21 protein-coding genes are annotated in these 25245 nt (G+C 60.4%); 7 read left to right on the forward strand and 14 right to left on the reverse strand.

The annotated features are described in order from the left end of the window. Window positions 1–125 precede the first annotated feature (125 nt). The 3 genes from ACS8Y6_RS07870 (at window position 126) to ACS8Y6_RS07880 (ending at window position 4157) form a co-directional block, all read left to right on the forward strand. Window positions 126–1922: a DUF262 domain-containing protein gene (locus ACS8Y6_RS07870; RefSeq protein ID WP_440855336.1), complete on the forward strand. Its 1797-nt coding sequence runs from the start codon at window positions 126–128 to the stop codon at window positions 1920–1922. 540 nt (window positions 1923–2462) lie between these two features. Then, entirely contained in the window at window positions 2463–3242 is a 780-nt protein-coding gene (tam, locus tag ACS8Y6_RS07875) for a trans-aconitate 2-methyltransferase (protein ID WP_440855337.1), read from the forward strand. Window positions 3243–3428: 186 nt separating this feature from the next. Then, window positions 3429–4157, forward strand: coding sequence for a gamma-glutamylcyclotransferase (locus ACS8Y6_RS07880; protein ID WP_440851496.1), 729 nt, complete (start codon window positions 3429–3431; stop codon window positions 4155–4157). 292 nt (window positions 4158–4449) lie between these two features. Here ACS8Y6_RS07880 and ACS8Y6_RS07885 read toward each other — a convergent pair whose 3' ends face one another. The 5 genes from ACS8Y6_RS07885 to ACS8Y6_RS07905 all read right to left on the reverse strand — a co-directional run bounded on the left by ACS8Y6_RS07885 (window position 4450) and on the right by ACS8Y6_RS07905 (window position 10017). Continuing rightward, complete coding sequence (locus ACS8Y6_RS07885; RefSeq protein WP_440851495.1) at window positions 4450–5460, reverse strand: dipeptide ABC transporter ATP-binding protein; 1011 nt, start codon at window positions 5458–5460, stop codon at window positions 4450–4452. Further along, window positions 5457–6464, reverse strand: coding sequence for an ABC transporter ATP-binding protein (locus tag ACS8Y6_RS07890; RefSeq protein ID WP_440851494.1), 1008 nt, complete (start codon window positions 6462–6464; stop codon window positions 5457–5459). The genes ACS8Y6_RS07885 and ACS8Y6_RS07890 overlap by 4 nt, the downstream gene beginning before the upstream one ends. 9 nt (window positions 6465–6473) lie before the next feature. After that, complete coding sequence (locus ACS8Y6_RS07895; protein WP_440851493.1) at window positions 6474–7379, reverse strand: ABC transporter permease subunit; 906 nt, start codon at window positions 7377–7379, stop codon at window positions 6474–6476. Window positions 7380–7383: 4 nt separating this feature from the next. After that, window positions 7384–8394 carry an ABC transporter permease subunit gene (locus ACS8Y6_RS07900; protein WP_440851492.1) on the reverse strand — a complete coding sequence of 337 codons (1011 nt, stop codon included), beginning with the start codon at window positions 8392–8394 and terminating at the stop codon, window positions 7384–7386. A gap of 75 nt (window positions 8395–8469) precedes the next feature. Then, on the reverse strand, window positions 8470–10017 hold the full coding sequence (locus ACS8Y6_RS07905) for an ABC transporter substrate-binding protein (protein ID WP_440851499.1): 1548 nt from the start codon (window positions 10015–10017) through the stop codon (window positions 8470–8472). 843 nt (window positions 10018–10860) lie between these two features. Between ACS8Y6_RS07905 and ACS8Y6_RS07910 the strand changes: the two genes are divergently transcribed. Together ACS8Y6_RS07910 and ACS8Y6_RS07915 are read left to right on the forward strand one after the other, a co-directional pair. After that, complete coding sequence (locus ACS8Y6_RS07910; protein WP_440855338.1) at window positions 10861–11277, forward strand: helix-turn-helix domain-containing protein; 417 nt, start codon at window positions 10861–10863, stop codon at window positions 11275–11277. 5 nt (window positions 11278–11282) lie between these two features. Beyond that, window positions 11283–12551 (forward strand): type II toxin-antitoxin system HipA family toxin, encoded by a 1269-nt coding sequence (locus ACS8Y6_RS07915; RefSeq protein ID WP_440855339.1) that lies wholly within the window; start codon window positions 11283–11285, stop codon window positions 12549–12551. Between the two features lie 205 nt (window positions 12552–12756). Here ACS8Y6_RS07915 and ACS8Y6_RS07920 read toward each other — a convergent pair whose 3' ends face one another. The 7 genes from ACS8Y6_RS07920 to ACS8Y6_RS07950 all read right to left on the reverse strand — a co-directional run bounded on the left by ACS8Y6_RS07920 (window position 12757) and on the right by ACS8Y6_RS07950 (window position 19329). Next, window positions 12757–13473 carry an ABC transporter ATP-binding protein gene (locus tag ACS8Y6_RS07920; protein WP_440851489.1) on the reverse strand — a complete coding sequence of 239 codons (717 nt, stop codon included), beginning with the start codon at window positions 13471–13473 and terminating at the stop codon, window positions 12757–12759. Continuing rightward, window positions 13470–14264, reverse strand: a complete 795-nt coding sequence (locus ACS8Y6_RS07925) for an ABC transporter ATP-binding protein (protein WP_440851488.1) — start codon at window positions 14262–14264, stop codon at window positions 13470–13472. Before ACS8Y6_RS07925 ends, ACS8Y6_RS07920 begins: the two co-directional genes overlap by 4 nt. Further along, the gene (locus ACS8Y6_RS07930) at window positions 14261–15187 is read right to left on the reverse strand and encodes a branched-chain amino acid ABC transporter permease (protein ID WP_440851487.1); all 927 of its coding nucleotides are present in this window, start codon (window positions 15185–15187) and stop codon (window positions 14261–14263) included. Before ACS8Y6_RS07930 ends, ACS8Y6_RS07925 begins: the two co-directional genes overlap by 4 nt. Then, the gene (locus ACS8Y6_RS07935) at window positions 15184–16089 is read right to left on the reverse strand and encodes a branched-chain amino acid ABC transporter permease (RefSeq protein ID WP_440851486.1); all 906 of its coding nucleotides are present in this window, start codon (window positions 16087–16089) and stop codon (window positions 15184–15186) included. The genes ACS8Y6_RS07930 and ACS8Y6_RS07935 overlap by 4 nt, the downstream gene beginning before the upstream one ends. A gap of 33 nt (window positions 16090–16122) precedes the next feature. Then, window positions 16123–17265, reverse strand: coding sequence for a branched-chain amino acid ABC transporter substrate-binding protein (locus tag ACS8Y6_RS07940; protein WP_440855340.1), 1143 nt, complete (start codon window positions 17263–17265; stop codon window positions 16123–16125). Window positions 17266–17568: 303 nt separating this feature from the next. Further along, entirely contained in the window at window positions 17569–18396 is an 828-nt protein-coding gene (locus ACS8Y6_RS07945; RefSeq protein ID WP_440855341.1) for a LysR substrate-binding domain-containing protein, read from the reverse strand. An 18-nt stretch (window positions 18397–18414) separates the two neighbouring features. Next, window positions 18415–19329, reverse strand: a complete 915-nt coding sequence (locus ACS8Y6_RS07950; protein ID WP_440855342.1) for a LysR family transcriptional regulator — start codon at window positions 19327–19329, stop codon at window positions 18415–18417. A 108-nt stretch (window positions 19330–19437) separates the two neighbouring features. On the opposite strand from ACS8Y6_RS07950, the gene ACS8Y6_RS07955 reads away from it, so the two are divergent. Beyond that, entirely contained in the window at window positions 19438–20403 is a 966-nt protein-coding gene (locus ACS8Y6_RS07955) for an NAD(P)H-binding protein (protein ID WP_440855343.1), read from the forward strand. A gap of 3 nt (window positions 20404–20406) precedes the next feature. Here the strand turns inward: ACS8Y6_RS07955 and ACS8Y6_RS07960 are convergent, their stop codons facing one another. Together ACS8Y6_RS07960 and ACS8Y6_RS07965 are read right to left on the reverse strand one after the other, a co-directional pair. Beyond that, window positions 20407–20616 carry a putative motility protein gene (locus ACS8Y6_RS07960; protein WP_440855344.1) on the reverse strand — a complete coding sequence of 70 codons (210 nt, stop codon included), beginning with the start codon at window positions 20614–20616 and terminating at the stop codon, window positions 20407–20409. 563 nt (window positions 20617–21179) lie between these two features. After that, on the reverse strand, window positions 21180–21863 hold the full coding sequence (locus tag ACS8Y6_RS07965; RefSeq protein WP_440855345.1) for a PEP-CTERM sorting domain-containing protein: 684 nt from the start codon (window positions 21861–21863) through the stop codon (window positions 21180–21182). A 1141-nt stretch (window positions 21864–23004) separates the two neighbouring features. On the opposite strand from ACS8Y6_RS07965, the gene ACS8Y6_RS07970 reads away from it, so the two are divergent. Next, entirely contained in the window at window positions 23005–25041 is a 2037-nt protein-coding gene (locus ACS8Y6_RS07970) for a phosphatase PAP2 family protein (protein WP_440855346.1), read from the forward strand. Window positions 25042–25245 lie beyond the last annotated feature (204 nt).

Here is a 25245-nt window from a genome sequence, read left to right on the forward strand (position 1 = left end):
GGCATCATGCGGCATGATCTCGTTGACGATTAATCGTGGTCTGTCCCATATTATTCTCTAATCGTGGTCTGTCCCCTTCTGCCCCGACTTATTTCAACTTACTAAGAATTCCTAGGTCCAAATATATGGCAGCGAATCAGCAAGAATTAGTAGTTCGTGGCGAACAACTAGAACGTATCTATATAAGCTATATAGGCGAAAAATACGTAGTAAACCGCCGATATCAAAGAAAGCTTATTTGGACATTAGAAGAAAAGCAAAAGTTTATTGATTCAATTATAAACGGTTACCCCATACCAATTATTCTGTTAGCCGAACCAGCTGATCGCAACGATGGGTCGCTCGAAATTATCGATGGATTGCAGCGGATGAACGCCATGACATCGTTTATAAGTAATGAGTATCCGGTAGCTGACGGTTACTTCGATCTAAATACTTTCGCTACGACGAAAGATTTACTTGACAGGGATGTTTTGGAGCAAAAAACACCTGTCCTTTCGCGTGAACAATGTCTGGCTATTGCGTCCTATCCTGTTCCATTTTCCATATACGAGTTTGCTCAAGCCGAGTCAGTGAATGAAGTTTTTCGTCGAATCAATTCTGGAGGGCGGCAACTTTCCCGCCAAGAGCTGCGCGCCGCTGGTGCAGTAAATCCCTTCGCTAACTGTATACGAATCATCGCTTCTCGAGTCCGTGGTGATACTTCAAATTCAGATGTTCTTCTGCTCAATCGAATGAAAGAGATCAGCATTACGAATCATGAGCTGCCTTACGGCATAAGGGTTGAGGATGTTTTTTGGGTAAAAAATGGAATCCTTGCAAAAGACCAATTGAGGCAAAGTCGGGACGAAGAACTAATTGCAGATCTAGTTGCTTACATGATTTCTGAAGCTCCTACAGCTTCTAGGACAGAACTTTTTGATGACTACTTTGGTGCTTCGTTTCCGCTAGAGGGTGCGCGGCGCGAGCGATTTGAGGCAGTCGATCAAGGAATCCGGCGAAGGACAGAAGAGCTTGTAGAGAATGACTATCAACGTGTCCATGATGCAATAGAGCTAACGTTGCATCACGCTGGTAAGAGTTTCTACGAGCTCTTATTTGAACGAGATCGTAGTAACAATCCGGTCCCGAGATATTTTCAGGCTGTCTTTCTTGCTTTTCATGAGGTAGTTGTGAAACGAGGGATGCAGGTGTCTGATCGCGCGGGACTCGTCAATGTTCTCCGTGATCTAGGGAAAAATATTACGATTCAGGAAGGGGGACGTTGGGGCGCCGATAATCGTGCCAGTGCTGTCAACTCCGTTGTCGGCGTAATTCAGAGCTGTTTCGAAGAGGATAATGCGCCAGACCCGGCGACCATTCAATGGGTCTCTAAGTTCCAAAATTTATTAATGAACTCGAAGACTGAACAGGCGGCGTACGATTTTAAGCAAGGTTTTATGACATTGGCTACTCAGCCATCATTTGATGAAGACTCTTTTGAAAAGATTTTAAAGACATGTACTGCTATTTCGAATATTGCTCCGCAGCATAAAGGTTATGTGATCGTGGGTGTTGCGGAAACCCTAGAGACAGCAAGTCGGGTGGAAGAAACGTTTGGCATTCGAGCGATGACCTATTCAGGGTTCTACGTTACCGGTGTGGAGCATGAAGCAACTCAAATGAGTAAAAGCCTAGACCAATTATTCCAAGAGGTGACGAATCGAGTTTCGCAGAGCGGAATTTCTGAACCGCTTCGTTCGTATATCACGTCAAGAATTAAGACAGTTAGCTATTACGACAAGGTTGTTTTCATATTCGAAGTCACTGGCCAGGACCAGCCATCCCTATACGAGGAAAGTTACTTCGAGAGGAAAGGCGCGCAGGTTTTTGAAGTTGTACCAGCAAGCTATCCCGCGCTTTTCGCTCGGTTTCGCGCTTAAAATATAATTTGGCTGACTCAACTTCCCTCACTGTCAGACTACCTGTCGTGCCTTCGAATACACTGTCTTAAACGAGAGGGCGATAGGAGAATGTCATGCCTCGTTATTCTGAGAGATGTTTTACTGAGAGATGTTTTAGGGTCAGATACGAGGTCTTGCCTTTTGCGTCAAGAGAGATGTTTTAGGGTCAGGTCTTGCCTTTTGCGTCAACGCCGTAATAGTGGAGGCAGACCGCTGCTTTGCAGGCGGCTGTCCGGTCGGGTCTTGGATCGTGCATGAATGGCCTCCCGATTTCTTTGACACTCCTGGGTTTGATTTCGCCTCGCGCGTGGTGTGGGCGCAATGAAGCGTTTTGGTTTTCGAGTTGAGGATGTTTCGCATCTAGAAGATCTGGATCGACGCGACGTTGGCATGGCAAGCGGGTAAGATTCGATTTGCACTCGGGCCGAGCATCTCCGATGATTTTTAGTGCTACGATCGCCGTGGTTTCGTTGACGCGCCCCAGGTCGCGCCGATGACGATTTACGGTGGGTGTCTCACGTGAGCTGGTCCGCGCATCAGTATTCGCAGTTCGAAACAGAGCGGAATCGGCCGGTCGTCGATCTGTTGTCGCACTTGCCGGAGGCCGGAGTTAACCGGGCGGTCGATATTGGCTGTGGCTCCGGCAATTCGACGGGGTTGCTTCGACAGCGATATCCGCAGGCGTCGATCTACGGTATCGACAGTTCGGCCGATATGATCGCGGTCGCACGAAGGCGGTTGCCGGCGATCGATTTCCAGGCGATCGATATCGATGAGTGGAGGCCCGACGTACCGCCCGATTTGATACTGGCCAACGCCGTGTTGCAGTGGCTACCCGATCACGAGCGGCTGTTTCCGCGTCTGCTCGGCCAATTGGCAGGGGGCGGGCGCCTCGCGGTGCAGATGCCGGACAATCTCGATGAACCGGCCCATGTCCTGATGCGTGAGGTGGCCAGCTGGCCCCGATGGGCCGGCGTGTTCGACGACGTCGGCACCTTGCGTGCGCCGCGTCATGATGCGGCTTGGTACGTGCAGCGCCTGGATGCCCACGCCGGGCTCGTCGACGTATGGTGTACGACGTACTATCATCGGCTCGCCGCGGGCATTGATGGGGTAGTCGAGTGGTTCAAGGGTTCGGCGCTGCGCCCGTATCTCGATCGACTGTCGGCCGCGGACGAGCCGGCTTTCCTGGCGGCGTATCGAGAGGCGCTCGACGGCGCTTATCCGATCCTGGCCGATGGCGCCGTGCTGTTGCCGTTCCCTCGGCTGTTCATTTTAGTGACCGCCGAAGCCGATTGAGCGCAAGCGAACTGCCGGCGAAGTCATGGCTGATGTGATCGTGGGGACAGACCACGGTTTTCGCTGCGAGCGACCGTCCTTTGCCTGGCGGGGTTCGCTGAACGGGCAATATGGACCGGGCCAATTTGCATTGGCTTGCCTCACGCTTTTTAGCCAGCCGCGCCCGGTCGGCGTAATAATGACCGCATGACACGATCCGACCCGCGCCATCGTCCGCTGCCCAACGGGATTACCCGCGAGGTGCTCGAACGGGACGAATTACGCCAAGCGCTGGCCACGGCGCATCCGGATGTCGCGATGATCAGCGACAAGCAGATGCAGGACTCGATTCAGGCGATGCTGGCGCAGCGGCCGCCCGCCGCCGATCTCGACACGGGTGTATGGGTCTTCGGCTATGGATCGCTGCTATGGAACCCGTGCGTGCCGGTCGCGGAATGGCTCGACGTTTTGCTTTATGGTTTCCATCGCGATTTCCGCATCCGGCTGACGCATGGTCGCGGTTCGGCGGAAGCGCCGGGGTTGATGCTCGGCCTGGTGCCGGGCGGTTCCTGCCGGGGCATGGCGCTGCGGCTGCCGCCGGACGATCTGGAGCACGAGCTGCTGATGATCTGGCGGCGCGAGATGCTCACGGGGGTTTACACGCCGCGTTGGGTCACGCTGTACGATCGTGGTGGCGCGTCGCTGCCGGCCATGACCTTCGTGGCCAACACCGCACACCACAGCTTTTGCGGGCGGCTGAAAGACTCGACGGTGATCGATATGCTGGCCACCGGCCACGGCATGATCGGTTCGGCCGCGGAATATCTGAACAGCACCGTGGCTCATCTCGACGAGCAGGGCATCCACGATCAGCGGCTGCGCTCGCTGCGTGCTCGGGTGAATGCGGCGGTTGCCGCGCGTAACACCGGCAATTAACCGCCGTCCGGCGTGAAGCTGTAAGGGTCAAGTCTACTCATTATCTAAATGTGACTAAGAAACAAGCGGCGTGTGTATAGACTTGACTCCTGGTATGAATTGCATCGCAAGCATCTGTGCCAAAAAGACTTTTGTGGCGCCGATTTCGGCCTATCCCAAGGGCATCATGGATTGCGATGCAATCCATATGGTCTAGTGTCTGATCTCGCTTATGGGGTGCGCAAACACCAGATGCCCTATCAACCCCAAGACGTCGTATGAGTCCCTTGGTGCTGCGTCGGCAAGATTACATCTAGCTTTCGGCGACCGCCGGCCGGGCCGACGGTTGTTTGTCGGCAGCGATCGCCTCGGCGTGATGACAGGCCACCAGGCGCTTGTTGAACCGGCGGAGCGCGGGTCTGTCCTGCCTGCATACATCGGTTGCATAGGGGCAGCGCAAATGAAACGCACAGCCCGGCGGTGGGTTCATCGGCGACGGCGGTTCACCGGAAACAGCGACCCGCTTGCCGCGCCGCGCCGGATCGACCGCTGGCGTGCTGCCCAGCAACGCCATGGTGTAGGGATGCGCCGGCGCCTCGAACACCTGCGCCGACGGCCCTTTCTCGACCGCACGGCCTAGATACATCACCATGATTTCATCGGCGAAGTGATGCACCACACTCAGATCGTGGGCGATGAACAGATAGGCCAGCTGCAGTTCGTCCTGCAGATCGGCGAACAGGTTCAGCACCTGGGCCTGGATGGACACGTCGAGTGCGGACACCGGCTCGTCAGCAACCACGATAAGCGGATTGAGCATCAGCGCCCGGGCGATGGCCACGCGCTGGCGCTGGCCACCCGAGAACATATGTGGATAGCGGTCGTAGTGCTCTGGGCGCAGACCGACCTTCTGCATGATCGCGAGCGCCTTCTCGCGGCGCCCGGATCGCTTCAAGCGCGTGTTGATGACCAGCGGCTCTTCGAGAATGCTGCCGATCTTCTTGCGCGGATTGAGCGAGCCGTAGGGGTCCTGAAAGACCATTTGCACACTCTGGCGCAGGCGTTTTCGGGTCGCGCGCGAAGCAGCGGCGGCATTCTCGCCAGCGATCTCCAGGTCGCCGTGATCGGCGGTCTCGATCAAGGCCACCAAGCGCGCCAGGGTCGACTTGCCGCAGCCGGATTCGCCAACCACGGCCAGGGTCTGCCCCGCAGACAGAGAGAAGCTGACATCGGTCAGCGCTTGCACCTTGGCCCGGCGGCCCATGCCGCCGACGTCATAATGGCGGGTCAGGTCAGTGGCCTTGAGTACCGGTTGCTCGCTCATGTCTCGATCGCCTGTCTGGCCGGCTCCGGGCCGTCGGTGGGCTGGCCGTCGTCGAGCGGAAAATGGCAGCGAACACGCCCGTCGCGGTCGGGATCGAAAGCCGGCCGTCGGGCGCGGCAGTAATCCTCGGCAAACCGGCAGCGTGGCTCGAACACACAGCCGGTCGGGCGGTCGGCCAGCCCCGGCACCACGCCAGGAATCGTGGGCAATCGATCACCGCGGCTGCGCTCGGGCAACGCATCCAGCAGCGCTGCCGTATAGGGGTGACGCGGATTGTCGAACAGGCTGGCGGCCGGGCGTTCCTCGGCCTGCTGACCCGCATACATTACACACACACGCTCGGCGGTTTCGGCGACCACCCCCATGTCATGGGTGATCAGTACCAGGCCCATGCCGTGATCGCGCTGCAGGCTCACCAGCAAATCCAGAATTTGCGCCTGGATGGTCACATCCAGCGCCGTGGTTGGCTCGTCGGCGATCAAAAGACGCGGATTGCAGGCGATGGCCATGGCGATCATCACGCGCTGGTTCATGCCGCCCGATAGCTGGTGCGGGAACGCCTTGAGCCGATCCGCCGGAGCCGGGATGCCGACCTGGCGGAACAGCTCGATGGTGCGTTCCCGGCGTTGCCGGCGGCTGCCGCCGCGATGCGTGGCGAGCGCCTCCATGATCTGGAAGCCGACCGTGAACGACGGGTTCAGGCTGGTCATCGGCTCCTGGAAGATCATGGCGATATCCGAGCCGATCAGGCGACGGCGTGCCTTCGGCGTCAGGCTCAGCAAGTCGCGGCCGTCGAAGGTCAACCGGTCGGCGGTGATGCGCGCGGTCCAGGGCAGAAGCCCCATGACCGCGAGCATGGTCACGCTCTTGCCGGAGCCGGATTCGCCCACCACGCCGAGAATCTCGCCGGCGTCCACGCTCATGTCGATGCCTTCCAACGCCCGCAGCGCGCCTTGCGAGGTCTGGAACTCGACTTGTAGGTTGTGGATTTCGAGCAATGGCATAGCAGAAACTCAACTCCGCTTCATCTTGGGGTCGAGGGCGTCGCGCAGGCCGTCGCCCATGACGTTGAAGGCCAGCACGGTGATCAGGATGGCCAGCCCCGGAAAGGTCACCGCCCACCAGGCGCTGAGTACGAACTCGCGCGCGTTGGCCAGCATCGTGCCCCATTCCGGCAGCGGCGGCTGGGCGCCCAGCCCCAGAAAACCCAGTGCGGCGGCATCCAGGATCGCCGAGGAAAAGCCGAGCGTGCCCTGCACGATCAGCGGCGCCATGCAGTTGGGCAGTACCGTAATCAACATCAACCGGATCGGCCCGGCACCGGCCAGACGCGAGGCGGTGACGTATTCGCGCGACAGTTCGGTGATCGCCGAGGCCCGGGACAGGCGCGTGAACTGCGGCAGATAGACCAGCGCGATGGCGAACATGGCGTTGAACAGGTCCGGCCCGAGAATGGCGACGATGACGATGGCCAGCAACAGACTGGGCACAGCCAGCATGATATCCATCAGCCGCATGATCAGGCCTTCGATTACACCGCCCGCGAAGGCGGCAATCAGGCCCAGGAGGGTGCCGACCGAGAGCGACAGGGTCACTACGATCAGCCCGATCAGCAGCGAGTAGCGCGCGCCGTAGAAGATGCGCGACATGATGTCGCGGCCCACGGCATCGGTGCCCAGCGGAAACGACCAGCTGCCGCCGTGCATCCATACCGGCGGTTGCAACAGTGCGTTGTTGTGCTGCGCGTCCGGGCCGTGCGGCGCCAGCACGCCGGCGAAGATCGCGATCAGGCAGATGACGACGATGATGACGAGTCCGGCCAGCGCGCCGCGATTTTCGGCAAAGTAGTGCCAGGTCTCGCGCAGCGGATGCGGCGGTTTGGTGGCCGGCCGGGTGATGGCAACGGTTTGACTGTTCATGACGCTAACGCTTGTACCGAATGCGCGGATTGATCAGACCATAGATCAAATCGACGGCCAGGTTCACCAGCATGATCAACGAGGCGATGATCAAGACACCGCCCTGTACGGTCGGATAATCCCGCTGATAGACGGCGTCCACCAGCCATTTGCCCACGCCCGGCCAGGAGAAGATGGTCTCGGTCAGGATCGCGCCGGAGAACAGGAGCCCGACCTGCAGGCCGGTGACCGTGACCACCGGGATCAAGGCGTTGCGCAGTGCATGCACGCAGATCACCCGCATCGGCGACAACCCTTTGGCGCGGGCGGTGCGCACATAGTCTTCACCGAGCACCTCGAGCATGGCCGAGCGCGTCTGGCGCGCGATCACCGCCAATGGAATGGTGCCGAGCACGATCGCCGGCAGAATCAAGTGATCCAGCGCCGACCAGAATGCCGGGATATTGCCCTCCAGCAGGGTATCGACCAGCATCAACCCGGTGATCGGCTTGATGTAGTAAGCCACATCGATCCGCCCGGACACCGGCGTCCAGCCGAGAAAACCGGAAAAGAACACGATCAGCAACAGCCCCCACCAGAAAATGGGCATCGAATAGCCGGTCAGGGATATGCCCATGACCCCGTGGTCGAATATGGAGCCGCGTTTGACCGCCGCGAGCACCCCCGCCGGCAAACCGACCACGAGCGCGAACAGCATGGCGAAGAACGACAGTTCGAAGGTGGCCGGGAAACGGGTCAGAAACGCGCTGACCACCGGCTCGCGGGTCGTCAACGACTTGCCCAGGTCACCGTGGGACAGCCGGTCGAGGAAATGCAGATACTGCTTCCACTCCGGCTGATCAAAGCCATATTCGTGCATCAGCCGTGAGTGCTCGGCCGGGGTCAGATTGTGCTGGCCGGCCATGACCTGGATCGGATCACCCGGCACCAGACGTACCAGTCCGAAGGCGATCAGGGTAATCCCGAAGAAGGTCGGGATCACCAAGGCAAGCCGGCGCAGGGTGAATCTCAGCATAAAAACGTGGGTTCGAGAAAAAAACAGTGCCCCGCCGAATGGCGGGGCACGAGCGGCGACAACACGGCGGCTGCGCTACTTCTGGATACTGACTTCGCGGAAGTAGTGCTCGCCCAGCGGATCCATCACATAGCCGTGCACTTCCTTGCGCATCGGCACGAACACGGTGGAGTGATCGATGGTGATCCACGGCGCCTGCTGCTTGAAAACCTTGATGGCCTGCTGGTACAGCTTGGCGCGCTTGGCGTTATCCGTGGTTTGCTGGGCTTCGGTCACCAGTTTGGTGTACTTCTTGTTGCACCAGCGCGCGATATTGTTGCCGGTATGCACACCGGGGCAGGCCAGCAGCGTGTAGAGGAAGTTGTCCGGGTCGCCATTGTCGCCGGTCCAGCCCATGAACGCGGTCTGGTGGTCGCCCTGCGCAGTGCGCTTTAGGTACTCACCCCATTCGTAGGTCACGATCTTGGCCTTGACCCCGACCTTGGCCCAGTCGGCCTGGACCATCTCGGCCATGCGACGGGCGTTCGGGTTGTACGGACGCGCCACCGGCATCGCCCAAATATCGGTGCTGAAACCGTTCGGGTAGCCAGCCTCCTTGAGCAGCTTCTTGGCCTTGGCCGGATCGTATTTGTAGCCGGTCACGTTCTTGTTGTAGCCGAGCATGGTCGGCGGGATCGGATTCGAGGCGACCTGCGCATGCCCATGGAAAATAGCGTTGATGATTGCCTTCTTGTTGACCGCATAGGCCAGTGCCTGCCGGACCTTGACCTTGTTGAACGGCTTTTTCTCGGTATTGAAGGCCAGATAGCCGATGTTCAGCCCGGGCTGGGACTTCATCGTGATCTGTGGATTCTTTTTCAGCGAAGCGATATCCGACGGATTCGGATAGACCATGACCTGGCATTCGCCGGCCTTGAGTTTCTCCAACCGCACCGACGCATCGGGCGTGATCACATAGATCAGGTTCGCAAGCGACGGCTTATTGCCCCAGTAATCCGGGTTGCGCTTGTAGCGAATGACGGCGTCCTTCTGATAATGCAGAAGCTGGAACGGCCCGGTGCCGACCGGCTTGAGGTTCATCTGGTCCGGGTGGCCGGACTTGAGCAGCTGATCGGCGTACTGCTTGGACAGAATCGCCGAGAAGTTCATCGCCATGTCCGCCAGAAAAGCGGCGTTGGGCTTGTTGAGGGTGAACCTGACCGTGTACTTGTTCACCTTCGTGATGGACTTCAGCAGCTTGGAAAAGCCCATCGACTGGAAGTAGTTATAGGTGCCGCCGTTGACCTTGTAGTAGGGGTTATTCTTCTTCCACTGGCGATCGAAGGAAAACACCACATCGTCGGCGTCGAAATCGCGCGTCGGCTTGAACCAGGGCGTGGTCTGGAATTTGACGCCGTGGCGCAGGTGGAAGGTGTAGACCAGTCCGTTCTTGGAGACCGTCCAGGACTTGGCCAGCGCCGGCTCGATCTTCGTGGTGCCCAGCTTGAACTCGACCAGCTTGTCGTAAATGGGGTGGGTGGCATCGAAGGTCGTGCTATCGGTATACAGCTCCGGATTGAAGCCCGACGGGCTGCCTTCGGAACAGTAGACGAGCGTGCCGTTGGCCGCACTCGCGACCGCCATCTGCGTGAGCGACAGCGCGGCCAGTAGCAGCACCAGCCCGAACCGGGCATGGCCGCGACTGCCGACAGGCGCGGCTTTTGACAAATATGCCTTGAATTTCAACTTATCCCCCTTGCCGTGCTTGCTTGGCAGCACAGACTGTCGAATGGCGATCACGCTTGGTCGAACTGTCCCAGCAAAAGCCGCGCCAGTCTGCAGCAGATTTCCGAACCGTGGGCTTCATCTACGGTATGGCGCCCAGTATTGGCAATGAGCGATAACGTTATCACCCCCTTGACTGTTTCGGATTCACCGATTAGGCGTAGAAATTAACGGCCCTGATTTGCTGGGTGCCCCTCAAGAGGGCCCGCACCCGGTGCCAGATATCCGACGTCAACTGCTTTGGCCGGTCGATGATGCGTTCGGCGATTGGCGAACCAGGCATCGGCGCCTGCCGCATCAATGAGACACGGCTTGCCAACGCGATGCAGGATCGACTCGTCGGTGCCGTTGGTTTCGACAGCGTGATGGAAATGCCACTGATAAACGTCGCCCTTCTGGACGATGACCGGTTGGCCGCAAGCGATGCAGCTGCATTCGCAGTCCCGGCTGCGAGATACAGTCGACACCTGGACTGGACTGGCCGGCGCGATCGAGGGCCCAGCCGATCTTGGTTCTTGGATGGCGTGGCTCGCGATCCATAACCATTTGTAAAGCCGAGTATTTTAAGGCTGCCGAGACGCCAACATATCAGCTGAATGATATGGCTGTAATATCACCAGACCGAATAAAGCCTAACAATATCATTTTAATGATATTATTCTATTATCATTAAAACGAATAAATGCTGAGGTGTTTCTCGACATGAAAGTCACGACGCTGAAACAGCTTGGCGCCTTCATTCGTGACCAGCGCCGCCAGCGCAAGTGGACACAGAAGCAACTTGCAGACGCATCCGGGACACTGCAGTCCTGGTTATCGGGCGTTGAGAAGGGGAAAGGCAACCCTGAGTTCGGCAAGCTCATGGCGGTGCTGCGGGCGCTTGATGTGACGCTGGACCTTCATCGGCAAAGCGCCGGGCCTAAGCCTGTTCCGCGCCCGAATGCTAGTCCAGCCCAATTGGATCGCGCCAGCACGGTTCGACGCACGGCTTCTGGCGGACTGGACTCGTCTCGGCGTGACGCCCCCTCTCCGGCATCGGGGGGCATCGCTCGTGGAAGCGCGCAAGCACCGTCAGTGCAATCGCTTCGTGCGCGTTTCCAGAAGAGCGGCAAGAAGTAGCCGGCATGGAACAAACGGTCGAGATCTTCTTGAATGAAATCCGGATCGGTGCGGTCACCCGGCTGACCGGCGCCCGGTTCGAATTCGAGTACGACAAAACATATCTTGCGGACGAGGCCAACCATCCGCTGTCGCTTTCCATGCCGATGACCGCGGCTGTGCACCGCGATTCGCGCGGCGAGTCGATCGTGAGCAACTTCATGTGGGGATTGCTCCCCGATGATAGAGAGGTTCTGCGCCGATACGCGGCACATTTTGATGTACCCGAGGCCGATCCGCTCGCCTTACTCGAGGCCATTGGTGAGGATTGTCCGGGTGCGGTGAGTTTTGGAACGTCCGACCTGGGGCGAGGTTTGGGTCCGCTCGATGAAGCGGAAATGGCCGAAGTCGTCGATGGACTCAGGCGTGGTCGGACACCAGAGATTTTCGGTCGAAATCCCGGCTATTTTTCATTGGCCGGCGCCCAGCCGAAAACTGCCTTCGTTTATCGCGACGGCCAGTGGTACATGCCCGTCGGCGACGAGCCGAGCACGCATATCGTCAAGCCGGCGATGCGTAATCTTGATGACCAGCCGCTCAACGAGCATTTCTGTTTGCAGCTCGCGCGTGAGGTCGGCCTCGCTGCGCCGGAGTCATGGGTCGAGCGAATGGGCGCGGAGCAGGCAATCGTGGTCGAGCGATTCGATCGAATGACCGATGCCGGGCCTGAGACGCGTCGCATCCATATCGAGGATATGTGCCAGGCGCTGGGGTATGCCCCGAGCCAGAAATACGAGGAGAACGGCGGCCCCGGCATTCGGGCTATCGGCGAACTCCTACGTGACAACGCGACCGATCCTGCCGCGGACCTCGAACAGTTCATGCGGGCGGTGATGTTCAATGTGCTTATATGCGGTACAGACGCCCACGCCAAGAACTACTCGATCTGGCATGTGACAGGGCCGCAACTCGCGCTCGCGCCGCTGTACGACATCAACAGTGTCTACCCATATTTTCTGCGATGGAATGATCGGAAGATGGCTATGGCAGTTCGCGGCAAAAAGGTTCAGCACAATATCCGTCCGGAACATTTCGTGGCCGATGGCAAGGCACTGGGTCTGTCGGCAGAACAGATTCGGGGATGGTTGGGCGATATGGCCGAACAGCTGCCGGAGCAGGCCCGGTGGACCCGTGATCAGATGCCTTATGAATCAACGGTCATCGATCTCATCGTCGATGAGATCGCGCGCTGTACAACACGTCTTCTCGGTCAATTGCGTGGCCCAGCCGGGTGATGAGGTCTGCAACACTCACTTCGGCTTGAACGCTTCGACGGCGAACCGAACGCCTGAGTCAGGATAGAAAACAGCAGCTTTTCACCGTGCCGTTATACGTCCGGGGCAGATCTTGTCTGATGCGTCACATGGCCATTCGATGTCTGACCTTAAAAGGCGTCGTCCGCCGCGGGTCGGGCCGAGCCGTCGGCCCGCGGCGGACAAGTCATGCGCTTTTGCCGAGATAGGCTTCCTGCACTTCCGGCGAGGCCAGTAGGGCCGAGGCCTTGTCTTCGTGGACCATGCGGCCGACCTCCAGCACATAGCCGCGGTCGGCGAGCTTGAGCGCGATGCGCGCGTTCTGCTCGACCACCAGCACGGTGACACCCGAGTTGGCGATCTCGCGCAGTGCGGCGAAAATGCCCTTGACGATGAGTGGCGCCAGGCCGAGGCTCGGCTCGTCCAGCAGCAACAGGCGCGGTTTGGCCATCAGCGCCCGGCCGATGGCCAGCATTTGCTGTTCGCCGCCGGACAGGGTGCCGGCCAGTTGCGCGCGCCGCTCCTCCAGCTTGGGAAACATGCGGTAGACCTCGGCACGGGTGGTGCCGACTTCCGCCGGCGGCCGGGTATAGGCGCCGAGCCCGAGGTTCTCCTCGACCGTGAGGGTGCCGAACACGCGCCGGCCTTCCGGCGACTGGGCGATGCCCTTGCCGACGATCAGATCGGCGCGCACGCCCACCAGTTCCTCGTCGCGATAGACGATGGAGCCCGACTTCGGGCGCAGCAGACCGCTGAGCGAACGCATCAGCGTGGTCTTGCCGGCGCCGTTGGAGCCGAGAATGGCCACCACCTCGCCCTCGGCGACCCGCAGCGAGACGCCCTTCAGGGCCTCGATCTGGCCGTAGTTGACGTGGAGGTCGGATACCGTCAGAAGATCGCTCATGCGGCCGCCTCGTCATCGTCGTCGTCGGCGCCCAGGTAGGCTTCGATTACTTGCGGGTTGTTGCGCACCGAGGCGGGATCGCCTTCGGCGATTTTCTTGCCGAAGTTGATCACCACGATGTTGTCGGTGACCTTCATCACCACGTTCATGTCGTGTTCCACCAGCAGCACGGTGATGCCGGCGTCGCGAATGCCGAGAATGGTGTCGTTGAGCTCGGCCGATTCCTGGTCGTTTAGGCCGGCGGCCGGCTCGTCGAGGATGAGCAGTTCCGGACTGGCGGCCAGGGTACGCGCCATCTCCACCCGGCGCTGGATGCCGTAGGGCAGGGACGTGGCCAGCTCGTGGGCCACATCGGTCAGATCCAGGCGCTCGATGATTTCCATGCAGTTTTCCCGCAGGGCGCGTTCTTCGCGCCGCTGGCCGGGGGTAGCGAGCAGGCTGGACAGCCAGCTCTGCCGGGTGCGCATGTGTTGGCCGGCCAGCACGTTTTCCAGCACGCTCATGCCGCTGAACAGGCGGATGGTCTGAAAGGTGCGCAAAATGCCGCAGTGGGCGACGCGATACGGCGGCAGACCGCTGATGCGCTCACCCTTCCAGCGCACCTCGCCGTCGGTGGGTTTGTACACCCCGGTGATGATGTTGAATACCGTGGTCTTGCCGGCGCCGTTGGGCCCGATCAGGCCGACGATCTGGCCCTTGTGCACGCTGAAATCGAGCGCGTCCACGGCGCGCAGGCCACCGAAGCTGATGCCCACGTTGTCGAGCGTGAGTAGTGCGTTGCTGTCAGTCATTCCATGCGCCTGCGTCGGGGCCAAATACCCTGGGGACGGATCACCATCACCACGATCATGCCAATGCCGAAAACGAAGTAGCGGTACTGGGCGAGTTCGCGAAATACCTGGGGCACGACGAACATGAGTACCGTGCCGAGCAGCACGCCCGGAATCGAGGCCTGGCCGCCGACCAGGACGATCGCGAACAGGGTGACCGACTCGGTGAACACGAAGGCGCCCGGCGAAACCACCGCCAGCTGGCTGGCGAACAGGGTGCCGGCGGCGCCGGCGACCCCGGCCCCCAGGGCGAAGGCGAGAATTTTGTAGTAGCGGGCGTTCACGCCCAGCGTGGTGGCCGCCAGCTCGTCTTCCTTGAGATAGCGAAAGACGCGGCCGAGGCGGCTGTGCTCGAGGTTGTTCATCAGCAGCAGCACCAGCCCCAGCAGCACCCAGTCGACCAGGAAGTTGCCGCCCTGGGACATAATGGCGTGGCCGAACAGGCTCGGCACGCCGATGCCGAAGATGCCGTCCGGGCCGCCGGTGACGCCGCCGACATTATTGACCATCACCAGATGAAAGATCTGGCTGATGCCGATGGTGGCCACCAGCAGATAGTCGCCGCGCAACTTGACGATCGGTGCCGCGAGCAGGCCGCCGACCAGCGCCGCGGTGATAATGGCCGGAATCATGCTCCAGAGCACCGGCACGCCGTAGACCGTGTTCAGGATGGCGGTGACATAGGCGCCGATGCCGAAATACACGGCATGGCCCATGTCGAACATCCCGGCGCGGCCGAGCACGATGTCCTGGCTCAGGGCCACCACCGCATAAATGGCGAAAATGGCGAGGATGCTGATCCAGTTGGCGCCGAGAACGAAGGGCACGGCCAGCCCGGCGACCCAGACGAGCGGTCCGAGCCAGCGAAATATTTTTGTGTTCATACCTTCTCCGCCACGCGTTCGCCGAGAATACCGGTGGGCCGGACGAGCAGAATCGCGATCAAAAGACCGAAGGTAATGGCCTCTTGCCAGGTGCTCGAGATGTAGCCGGCGGCCAGGGCGTTGAACAGACCGAGCAGAAGGCCGCCAAGCATGGCGCCCGGGATGTTGCCGATACCGCCGATGATGGCGGCGATGAACGCGTTCAGGCCGTAGATCCAGCCCATGTTGAACACCGCCTGGCGATAGTACAGGCCGATGAACAGACCGCCGATCGCGCCCAGCGCGGGCCCGAGGATGAACACGCTCACGATCACCCGGTTGACGTTAATGCCCATCAGGCGCGCGGCATCCTGGTCGATGGCCGCCGCACGAATCGCGGTGCCGAAGCGGGTGCGGTTGACGTAGAGATACAGGGCGCCCATCAGCGCCAGCGACACGACGATAATGAGCAGCTGGGTGAAGGTCACCTCCACGCCGTGGATGTTCCAGCTGATGCTCGGCAGGGAGCCCTGCGGAAACACCAGGGTCTGGGGGCTCCAGATCAGCATCATGCCGTTTTCGAGCATCATCGAGGCGCCGAGCGCCGAGACCACCGCCGACAGCCGGTGCGCGCTGCGCAGCGGCCGGTAGGCGGTGAACTCCAGCAACACCCCGGCGCAGGATACCGCCACCACCGCCCCCACGAAGGCCAGCCCGACCACCCAGACCGCGGGGGAGCCGGCGGCGCCCCCGAGGCTGGAGATCACGGTCAGACCGATGAAGGCGCCGAGTACGCACAAGTCCCCATGTGCGAAGTTAATCAGCTTCAGAATGCCGTAGACCATCGTATAGCCCAGCGCGATCAGGGCATAAATACCGCCGACGGTCAGGCCGTTCACCAATTGCTGGCAAAACTCGCTCATGTGGTGCGTCCCCTGTGGTGAGCCAGGCGTCGATCAGCTGGCCGATGCGGAGGTCGGGTAGACCGTCTTGTAGCTGCCGTCGGCCTGCACTTCGAAGGCCTGGAACGCGCTGCCGATACGTTCACCCTTGGACGAGAAGCTGATCGGGCCGGTGATGCCCGGGAACTTGTCGACCTTTTGGTGCAGGTAGGCTTCGACCTTGTTGGGGTTGAGGCTGTGGGTTTCCTCGACCGCCTTCATCACTACGCGCATGCCGTCGGCGTTGGTCAGGGTAAAGATGCTGGGCGGGGCCTCGCCATAGGCTTTCTGGTAGGCGGCGAGGAACTCCTTGGCTGCCTTGTAGGGCAGATTCTCCGGGGCCGGCACGTTGACGATGATCGAGCCCTGGGCGGCGTCGCCGGCGATTTTCGCAAACGCCACATTCTGGTTGGCGTCACCGCCGACGAAGGGCACGTTCATACCGAGCTGCTTTTCCTGCGAGCGCAGCAGGCCGCCGTCGGAGTAGTAGCCCGAGAAGTAGATGACGTCCGGGTTCTTGGATTTGATATCGGTGAGTACCGAGGTGAAATCCTGCGAGCCGGAGTTGATATAGGCGCGGGTGAGTACGTGGCCGCCGTCGCTCTTGATCGCCTCGGCCACGGCGTCGCCCAGACCCTTCGAGAAGCTCGAATGGTCGGAGATCACCGCGATCCGCTTGTAGTGCTTGTGATCGACCAGATACTTGCCGGTGAACTTGGCCTCGGCGCTGTTCGGCGGCGCATTGCGGAAGAAGGTCTTGAAGCCGCGCTGGGTCAGTTCGTCGGCGGTGCCGTCGCTGGTCTGGATGACATTGGCGCGGGCGTAGATCGGCTGCGCCGCGGAGGCCGCACCCGAGGTATAGCTGCCGATGACCGCGAACACCCCGGCGTTGGTCAGACGGCGTCCGCACAGCGCGGCCTGGGTGGCCTTGCCCTCGTCATCACACACCTGCACTTTGATCTGTTTGCCGAGCAGGCCGCCCTTGGCGTTCTGTTCCTTGGCCAGCAGTTTGACTGCTTTTTCTATGCCCTGACCCTCATTGGCATATTTACCCGTGATCGGCGCCTGCACGCCGAAAGTGACTGTATCCGCTGCCATCGCCAGCGACGACACCCCCATCGCAACGGCGGCTGCCGTTGCCAGAATCGCTTTATGCATCGTTGTGACCTCTCGTTATTAGAATATTCAATATATAGGAAGATACAATCGATGCTTCAGTTATTGTGTATTATACAGAGGCTTATCCGGCCTTCGGCACGGTGTGGATAGCCTGCGACAAACGTCATCGGCGCCCGTGAGCCGGGCGCGCCGCATGGCGCGGTTTGATGCATCGAACACTCGGCGTCAGGCTTGGCGGTGTGTGCGAGGCAAGACCTGGCCGCGGGTTGGTGGACTCCAACATTGGGCAGCGGGATGAGGGGATAGCCTTTCAAGTTCGCAAGCCGCGCGCGCAGTTCGGCGTCAGCCATTGTCGGCAAGGCGCGGATAGGCTTCTTGTACCACCGAGAACACAATCCCGCGCAGCCAGCCATGTGCCGGGTAGGCATCCATGCGCGGGTGCCACATGGCATCAATCGTGAATTCCGGGGTTGGGACCGGTAGGTCGAAGTGTTGGAGCCCGAGCTTGGCGGCGTGGTCGCTGGCCAGCGCATTCCCGAGGCACGATTGCGGGACCAGCGCCACCAAATCCGAGTGACGGGCGATCCGCATGGCGTCCGGGAAACCGGGAACAACGGTATGGATCTCCCGCCGCAATCCAAGCGCCGCCAGTGGCTCGTCGACGGAAGCGGCGACCTCGCCGCGTGGGGAGGCGGCCACGTGCTTGCAGGCCGCATAGCGTTCGGGGGTCACGTTCGGCTCCGCCAGCAGCGGATGGCCTGCTCGCACGACGCCGACATACCGGTCGTGAAACAGCAAGCGAGCGCGCATCTCCGGTGCGGTTGTGTCTCCCACGCCGATTTCCAGGTCGATCGAGCCGTCGCGTAGCGCTGCCACATCCTTGTTCGGCTTGGGCGTAAAGCAAAGGCGGACGTGCGGCGCTACCGCGTCAACGGCCTGCATCAGGGGAACGGAAAAGAACGCCACGAAAGCCTCGTTGGCGCGCAGGGTGAAATTACGCTCCAGCGCAGCAAGCTCGAGACGATCGTTGCGCGGTTGCAGCATTGCCCGGGCGCCGCGGGTCAGTTCATGCACGTGATCGTGTATTGCCGCGGCATACGGCGTCGGCACCAGACCGCGACCCGCGCGTACCAGCAACGGGTCGCCCGCGAACCTGGGGTCTTGCGACATGCGTTGGCAGACACGCGGCTACAGGCCGGTCCCATCTGGCGGCTCATCCAGCCGTATGTAGGCGCTCAGGTGGCGGGCCAGGTGACGGAATACAAGGCGGACGCGTTGCACGCGCCGCAGGTCTTCGTGCATGACCACCCACGTTTCGAGCGGGTAGCTCATCAGATCGGGAAGAATCCGCACCAGATCGGGAAAGCGGCGAGCCAGGGGCGCCTGGCACACGCCGATCCCCAGGCCGGCTCGGATGGCCGCGAGCTGCGCCATGTCACTGTCGGTCCGGTAGGCGAAGTCCTGTCGTTGTTCCGTGAGCCCCAGGGCGCGCATCGTGCGGATGCTCGCCGTTTCGGTGTCGAAGCCAATCCACGGGAAGCGGCGTAGATCGTCGAGGTCGGCGGGCATGCCGCGGCGTTCGATCAGATCCCGGCGTGCGTGCAAGCCAACCGTGATATGCCCGATGCGTTTGGCGATGAGCGCGTGTTGGGTCGGGCGTACCATCCGGATCGCGATGTCGGCCTCGCGATGCAGCATATCGGCGTTGTCATTGCTCAGGCTGAGTTCGATGGTCAGCGTGGGATGTTCGGCCATGAGTGACGTAAGCAGCGCGGGCAGCACCTCAACTCCCATCACTTCACTGGCGGTCACGCGTACCACGCCCGAGATCTGATCGGCCGAGGCCGAGCCCGTGCGCGAAAAGGCGCGCGCGGCGTTGGCCATGGCGCGTGCCGGGGCGACCAAGTCGAGGGCGATCGCGGTCGGTTCGAGCCCGCTCGGGGAGCGGGTGAACAGGGCGGTGCCCAGCTCATTTTCCAGCGCCTCGATGCGGCGCCGCACTGTGGGTTGCATCGCGTTCAGCGCCCGCGCCGCCGCCGACAGGCTGCCGGTATCGACGACGGCGAGAAACGCGCGATAGCGCTCCCAGTCGGTGTCATTCAAGCTGAGAAGGCTCGTTCATCATTGACGGGCCGCTGGTTGGTGTTTGCCAATTCTAACCGAGCTTGTCCGCGCCTATCGTGAGCTTCCCTCATCTCTCCGGATCGGCTCATGAATACAACAGGTCAGGCACTGGTATTGGGTGCAGGCGGTGGCGTTGGCGGCGCCATTGGCCGAGCGCTGCTCGCGCACGGCTGGCGGGTGCGCGCCGTGGTTCGACGCCCAGACAGTGCGGCGGCCGTCCGGTTGCGGGCCGACGGCTTTGAAACGGTGGCGGGCGATGCGCTGAATCGGCAGGCGGTGGTACAGGCAGCCGCCGGAGCCCGCGTGATCGTGCATGCCGTCAATCCGCCGGGATATCGCCATTGGGACACCCAGGTAATGCCCATGTTGGATAACACCATCGTGGCGGCTCATGCCCAGGGCGGGCGTATCTTTCTTCCCGGCACGATTTACAACTACGGGGCGGATGCGCTGCCGCTGCTGTACGAGACGTCGCCCCAGAACCCGCAGACCAGAAAAGGCGGGATTCGGGCCCGGATGGAAGCCAATCTCGCCGCGGCCGCCGCGGATGGGGTACGCTCGCTGATTGTTCGGGCCGGCGACTTCTACGGGCCGCGTGCCGGTAGCAGTTGGTTTTCCCAGGTTTTGGTCAAGCCCTGTAAGCCGCTGCGAAAAATTGTCTATCCCGGGCGGCCGGGTATCGGCCACAGCTGGGCCTACCTGCCCGACCTGGGCGAGGCCTTCGCGCGGTTCGCCGATCGTGAGCAAGAGTTGGAGCCGGCCGCGCGGTACCATTTTGCCGGCTACTACGATGGCGGCGGTCACGGTATGACCGCCAGCATCAAACGCGCCGCCGGCGCGCTCCATCTGCCGGTAAAGCGCTTTCCCTGGCGCTTGTTGTCGCTCCTGGCGCCGTTCAACGCGACGCTGCGTGAAATGCGCGAAATCCGTTTTCACTGGCAAACCGATGCGCGTCTCGACAATACCGCGCTGACCGCGTTTCTCGGCGCCGAGCCGCAGACGCCGCTGGACGACAGCGTGAGAGCGACCTTGCAGGGGTTGTCCGTGCTGTAGTGCTCAGGCGTATGTGTTGATCTGCGTACCAACCGTGCCGCTCGTGGCCGGCGCGGGCTGCGCTTCCACCGACGACATCAGCTGGCTGAGCTGCGACGACTGACTATCGAGCGACTTGCGCAACAGGTTCGCCTGTATGTCCTGGTTCTGGTTTTTTTGCTGTAGCGCGACCGCCGTATTGACGGCCGAATTCACGCTGCTTCCTGCGTTCATAACGCCTCCTCTTCCTGCGAGTACCCATGGCCGGATGGAGGTTATCGGCGTCTATCGCATGGACTTGAATCGGTAATGAGGCACCACGCCGTACCACCCGTTCCGGTCCGCGTCCTCGTCCGGGCCCGCGACTCGGGCGCTGGACCGGTCTCGCGATCAAGGTGCTGCCCGGCTCGGAAAATGGCCGGCGTTGCCTCATCGTCGGCCTCGGGCCCGACGCCGACCGGCGCGATCCGAGTGTTCTGTAATGCCTATTAATCAGGCTGTTTCGTGCGCTTTGTTTCGCGTCACCGCGCCGGGCAATAAGGATTGCCCGAAATCCATGACGCGAACTCACGTGACAGGACACTCGGTTATTAATCCGGCATCAAAACAGCTGACTTCATCCGCTGTTTTCAACGCCTTCAAAAATAAAAGCCGGCGCCTGTCCGTCTTTTATTTTCAAAGGCTTCGCGGCCAATGGCCGCGGCGAGCATGCAGTCGCATACTCGCGCTATTAAGCCGAAGAATCATCCATTTTTGTGCCGGGTTAATAACGCGGTATTCGATGCTCGAATTATCCGCTAATCGAGGCGAACGCTTAGTCCAAGGCGCCGACGTCCCACCCACAGCACAAGACACAAGGCGGCCAGGAACATGGGAAGTGAACCGGGCTCCGGTACCGACACCCCGGGCGAAACATAATCCAGTGCCTGAGTCTGGGTGGCGACCGCCACGCCGTAGAACGCATTGCCGCTCGAGCCCGGCGATCCGATGCCGTCACTCCACAAGCCCACCACGTCGCCATTACCCAGATTGAACAAGAGTCCGTAGATATCCAGCAAACCGCCGTGAAACGGATAGTCGGTAGCCGTTTGGGGCGAGCCGTCCGGCCAGATCAGGTTGTCATACGTGAGATAGCCGTTGCTATTGGGCGATAAACCGAAAGCAACGGCAAACCGACTGAAATCATGGGGGGCGAGGTGGTTGGTGGGCTCCGGTGTCGCATTGTTGACCGCGACGAGCGAGGTGACGTTCTCGTTGGCGATATCGAGCCCGTTATTGGCGTCGGAAAACGTTCCGGAGATTGCGGTGATTTCATGGCCATCCGAAAACAAGGCATCGGTCGCCGGGCCGTAGGTCAACGCAAGTGCCCCGCTGATGCCCGACGTACTGAAATTCAGATAAGTCACAGTGGCCAGCGCCGGCCCTGAAATCAGCAGCGACAGGCTCGCAAGCACTGCAAGCCCGAAATGTTTTGGTGTCATGGAAATCTCCGGGTCGGTGAGGTTAGCGCAAGCGCCGATCCTCTGTTTTTTCTTAAGAGAGATGCCTTATAAGCAAATTACGATCCAGAAAATTTTACGCAATAAAAACATGGGGCTAAATTTCATCTCCGTCTGATAACCATCGATGATGTAAGAAAATCTGACACTTCAAGGGCTGGGGCGCTCGATCGCCAAGATCCCGTCGTATGCGCGGTCGGGGCAGGGCCCGAGTCCGGTCACCAAGCGGCATCAATCACCGGTCTGACTTTGGGCTGCCGACGTCACTCACGCTTGCGTGCAATAAGCGCTACCGCTGCACAGGCAACGGGCCTGGATAACGCTCAATTTAATAGCGCGCGTATGCGACCGCATGCTCGACGTGGCCATTGGCCGCTAAGGCTCGGAAAATAAAAGACGGACAGGCGCCGGCATTTATTTTTGAAGGCGTTGAAAACAGCGGATGAAGTCGGCTGTTTTGATGCCGGATTAATATATCCAAATCGGGGGGGGCGACTGCCGCGTGCACGCACGGCAACGTGTTCCGGGACGGGGCTTGTGTCCGTATCCCGCCGCCAACGCCCGAGATGGCGGATGCCGTAATCGTCGGTAAGTCTCTATCAACTTTCGAAATTTTTATTTTTTTTAATAATTTATGCCAGAAAACACTTTTCTTAATATATACGTCATATTGCGAAACTAAGCTAGCGGCTCGGTGGAGTCGGGCCGGGGGTTGCAAAGGTTCGAGCGCCTTGCATTGTGGAAAGTAACGGGTACTGACGGTTCGGCTGTCTGGTGAAGCCGGCAACATTGATAACGTTACCATTACCGCGCTGCCCCTCCTATCGGCCCTCTCCTTTATCGTTCTTGGGAAAATAAGGAAACGATGATGGTTTGCAAAGATAAACGGTGGGGCCTGGCGGTCGCGGCGCTGGTTGTCACGATGTCCGCCTGTAACGACAATAGTAATAACAATAACAACGCCAAGACCTATACCGAACCGAGTGTTCCGCAAGGGGTCGGTTATATCCAGGCAGTCGACACGCCGCAGCTCGGATCGGGTGAACAGGCGGTCGTGGACAGCCATCTCGCGGAGACCAATAATAATAATTACGCGATCGCCTACAGCCCGACCTACGATCCCATGCTGCAGATCCTGAAGGGTTTCAACAAGATCTACATCCTGGGCGACCCGACCTGGTCGGATTATGGTTCGGACAAACTAAAATCGGGCAGCCCGCAGGGCACGTACAGCTATACCGGTGTCGCGGGTGGCGGGACGAAACAGACCAACGGCGTTCTGAGTACGGTTTCGTTCGATAACGCCCAAGTCCTCAATATGACGATTTGGAAGGAAAATTTCGATTACGTCAAAACACTGACCCGTGCCGGGCAGAGCACCCCGGACGTCGACCGCTCCCAGGTCCAGTCGCAACGCGGCGCCTATCTCGACGACCAGCGGGAGAAGGGCTACAGCATCACCTCGGGGCTCGGGCCGCTGGCCCCCGCCTATCGCGTCGGTGCACACTCGGTGACAACGTTGTCAAGAGACAGTAGCAACCCGGATCAGATCGTTTACGATCCGGCTTCCGGCAACAAGACCTCGTTTTCGATCACCGACAGCAACCACTTGATCAATTCGATCAGCGACGGGGGCTCGGGTGGTACAAACTACGGTCAGACCGGTTACAGCCTGGACGCGGTCGTATCATTGCTGAGCGATATCGCGGGCTACGGAGCCTCGACCGAGGCGCCCAAGTATCATTTTGAATCGCCGCGCCCGTGGCGCATCAATGCCGGGGATTATACGGTTGCCTCCTTCAATGGGCAGGACAAGAGCAGTTTGCAGAAACTGACCTGTTACAACCCGGACGGCACCACGCAGACGAAATATTTCGAAGAGCCGAGCGATCCGCTCGTCCGCGCCATTACCGGGCTGAAGTGCGCGCGCCGCTCGGTATACACCGACAATGGCGATGGCACCTACGCCAGCGATTTCAACGGCACCGGCACCTGGAAATCCAGCCGCGCCAAGGATGCGGCGTTCCCCAGCGGCCATACCACCGAAGCCTATGACCGCGGCCTCGGCATGGCCTACGCGATCCCGCAACGCTTTGCCGAGATGGCGGCCCGAGCGGCTGAACTCGGTGAAAACCGGATCGTCGCCGGGATGCACTCGCCGCTGGATGTCATCGGTGGCCGCATCATGGGCGAGGCTGTAACGGCGGCGACGCTTTACGATCGCAGCAATCAGGGCGCGGCTGACCAGGCGGTGGCGCAGGCCTACGCATACTTCAGCGACCAGGCGAAAACCGCCGGGTACGATTCCGTCTATGCTTGGGCGCATAGCGCCGACACCGTGGCAGCCCACAAAGCCATGAAGGCGCGCTACAGGGCGTTTCTTACGTACGGCCTGAGCAAGCTGAACGAGCCGGTCAAGGCGCCGGAGGTACCCAAGGGCGCCGAAGTGTTGCTGCGGTCGCGTTTTCCCTATCTTGACGCGCAACAACGTCGGGCGGTTCTCGCCACCACCGAGATCGCATCGAATTACCCCGTCATCGACCAGTCGCATGGCTGGGGGCGGCTGGATCTGGTGGCGGCGGCTGACGGATACGGCGCGTTCGATGGTGATGTGGATGTGACCATGGACGGCACGAACCGCAGCGGCTTTAACGCGGAAGACTATTGGCAGAACGACATATCGGGCCCCGGCCGGGTCCGCAAATATGGCACGGGTACGCTGCATCTGAACGGCGACAATTCGTACAGCGGCGGCACATTGCTGGTCGATGGGGGCCTGGTGGCCGGTTCGGCCCGCGCCTTCGGCAGCAATACGCTGTATCAGCAGGGCGGAACGGTCGGCATAGCAATCAAGGCGGGCGCCGACAAGAACGCGCAGGGGGCCCTGAAAGTCGCCAACTTCGTGCAAAAGGCTGGTACGCTCTCGCTCGATCTCGCCGATCAGGCGCAGTTGCAGGTCTCCGGCAGCGCTTTCCTCGATGGCGGCTCGTTGCTGCTCAAGGTGCCGACATTGACCGGGCAAACCCATTATACGGTGGTTACCGCCGATCACCTGGAAGGCAAGTTCAGCCAGGCGATCGCCAGCGACGCGAGTGGCAAGACGTACAACGTGGCGTTGCAATACAGCCAGGGCGAGGTCGTTGCCACGATCAAACCCTGATCCAGCGCTTGGCGTCGGGGCCCCGGTGCGCCGGGGTTCCGACAGCGGCGGAGGGCGGGCGAGGATGCCGCGATTGCCGTAACATCCGGGCAGCGTTGCGGGCGGAGCCTGCATCAACCGTCAGGGAATGGCGCTAAACAGCGAATGTCGTTGCTGTTGAAAGCCGCGCTATCTTCGACCAGCGTCCCTAATCCGTATCCGGCT

The organism is Salinisphaera sp. RV14 (assembly GCF_052044135.1).
Classification (GTDB): Bacteria; Pseudomonadota; Gammaproteobacteria; order Nevskiales; family Salinisphaeraceae; genus Salinisphaera.